The following is a 1,615-nucleotide window of genomic DNA, read 5'->3' on the forward strand; positions in this document are numbered from 1 at the left end:
CTCCGGCCGATCGGCGAGCGCGATGCTGGTGACCCCGTCGAGGCCGGCGAACGCCTCTGCCTTCTCCGCCGTGCGGTTCGTCGCGGTGATCCCGCCATCGATGCGGACACCCGAGGCGACCACTCCGCGGAGGATCGCACCGCCCATCGAGCCGGCACCGAGGAAAGCGAGCGAAGGAAGCGAGTCAGACATGTCGTCATCCTACGGCGGGCACTCCGACATCCCCGGGCGGGCGGTTCTAGACTCGTCCCATGAGTGCATCCGGAGGCAACAAGGCCATCGTCGCGGCGTTCCTGGCGAACATGGGAATCGCCCTCGCGAAGTTCATCGCCTGGGCGCTCTCCGGCTCCGCCTCGATGCTCGCCGAGGCCATCCACTCCGTCGCGGACTCCGGCAACCAGCTGCTCCTGATGTTGGGCGGACGCAAGGCTCGGCGCGAGGCCGACCGCGCGCACCCGTTCGGCTACGGTCGCGAGCGCTACGTCTACGCGTTCGTCGTGTCGATCATCCTGTTCTCGGTCGGCGGTCTCTTCGCGATCTACGAGGGCGTCGAGAAGCTCACGAATCCGCATGAGCTCGACAAGACGTGGTGGTGGCTTCCGCTCGTGGTGCTCGTCATCGCGATCGGGCTCGAGTCGTTCTCGTTGCGCACAGCCGTGCGGGAGAGCAACCTCGTGCGGGAGAAGGGGCAGTCGTGGGTGTCGTTCGTGCGCCGCTCCAAGGCACCCGAGCTTCCCGTCGTGCTGCTGGAGGACGTGGGCGCCCTGACCGGCCTCACGTTCGCCCTGCTCGGCGTCGGCCTCACGCTGCTCACCGGCAATCCGATGTTCGACGCACTCGGCACCGTGATGATCGGTGTGCTGCTGGTGCTGATCGCGATCGTGCTGGGTGTCGAGACGAAGAGCCTCCTGGTCGGTGAGGGCGCGACCCAGGCCGACCACGACCGCATCGTGGATGCGATCAACGCCGGCGACGAGATCGAGAAGATCATCCACATGAAGACCCTCTACCTCGGCCCGGACGAGCTGATGGTGGCGGCGAAGATCGCCCTCAACGCGGACAAGCCGCTGCGGGAGGCCGCCGACGACATCGACGCGATCGAGGCTCGGATCAGGGAGGCCGTGCCGGTCGCGCGGGTCGTCTACATCGAGCCCGACGTCTACCGCCCCGCGATCGACCCGGAGCCCTCGACCGACGTCTTCGTGCTGAAGTCGTCGGACTGAACGGGGACCGCGTTCAGCGCCGCTGCTCGAAGAACGAACGCAGCAGCGCGGTCGCAGCCTCAGCCTCGACGCCGCCGACCACCTCGGCACGATAGGGCAACCGTCGATCGCGCAGCACGTCGTACATCGATCCGGCAGCACCGGCCTTGTCGTCCCATGCTCCGAACACCACGCGACTGATGCGTGCCTGCAGGACGGCGCCCGCGCACATGATGCAGGGTTCGAGGGTCACCACGAGTGTGTGCTGCTCGAGATTCCAGGACCCGACCGCTGCCGCCGCCCGACGGAGCGCCTCGACCTCGGCGTGCCCCGTCGGGTCGTGGGTCTCCTCGCGAGTGTTGCGTCCCTCCGCGATGATCCGGCCTTCGGGATCGAGGACCACCGCTCCGACC

At 67.9% G+C, this 1,615-nt stretch carries 3 protein-coding genes; 1 reads left to right on the top strand and 2 read right to left on the bottom strand.

All coding sequences use genetic code 11. The annotated features are described in order from the left end of the window. Nucleotides 1-192: NAD(P)-binding domain-containing protein (locus DSP71_RS23480; RefSeq protein ID WP_258546351.1), on the bottom strand; the 192-nt coding region annotated here is incomplete at its 3' end. A gap of 59 nt (nucleotides 193-251) precedes the next feature. On the opposite strand from DSP71_RS23480, the gene DSP71_RS09385 reads away from it, so the two are divergent. Further along, entirely contained in the window at nucleotides 252-1,223 is a 972-nt protein-coding gene (locus DSP71_RS09385; protein ID WP_058630457.1) for a cation diffusion facilitator family transporter, read from the top strand. 13 nt (nucleotides 1,224-1,236) lie between these two features. Here DSP71_RS09385 and DSP71_RS09390 read toward each other — a convergent pair. After that, on the bottom strand, nucleotides 1,237-1,615 hold a 379-nt coding region (locus DSP71_RS09390; protein WP_258546352.1), incomplete at its 5' end, for a nucleoside deaminase.

The organism is Microbacterium sp. H6, assembly GCF_003314775.1.
In the GTDB taxonomy this organism is placed as follows: domain Bacteria; phylum Actinomycetota; class Actinomycetes; order Actinomycetales; family Microbacteriaceae; genus Microbacterium; species Microbacterium oxydans.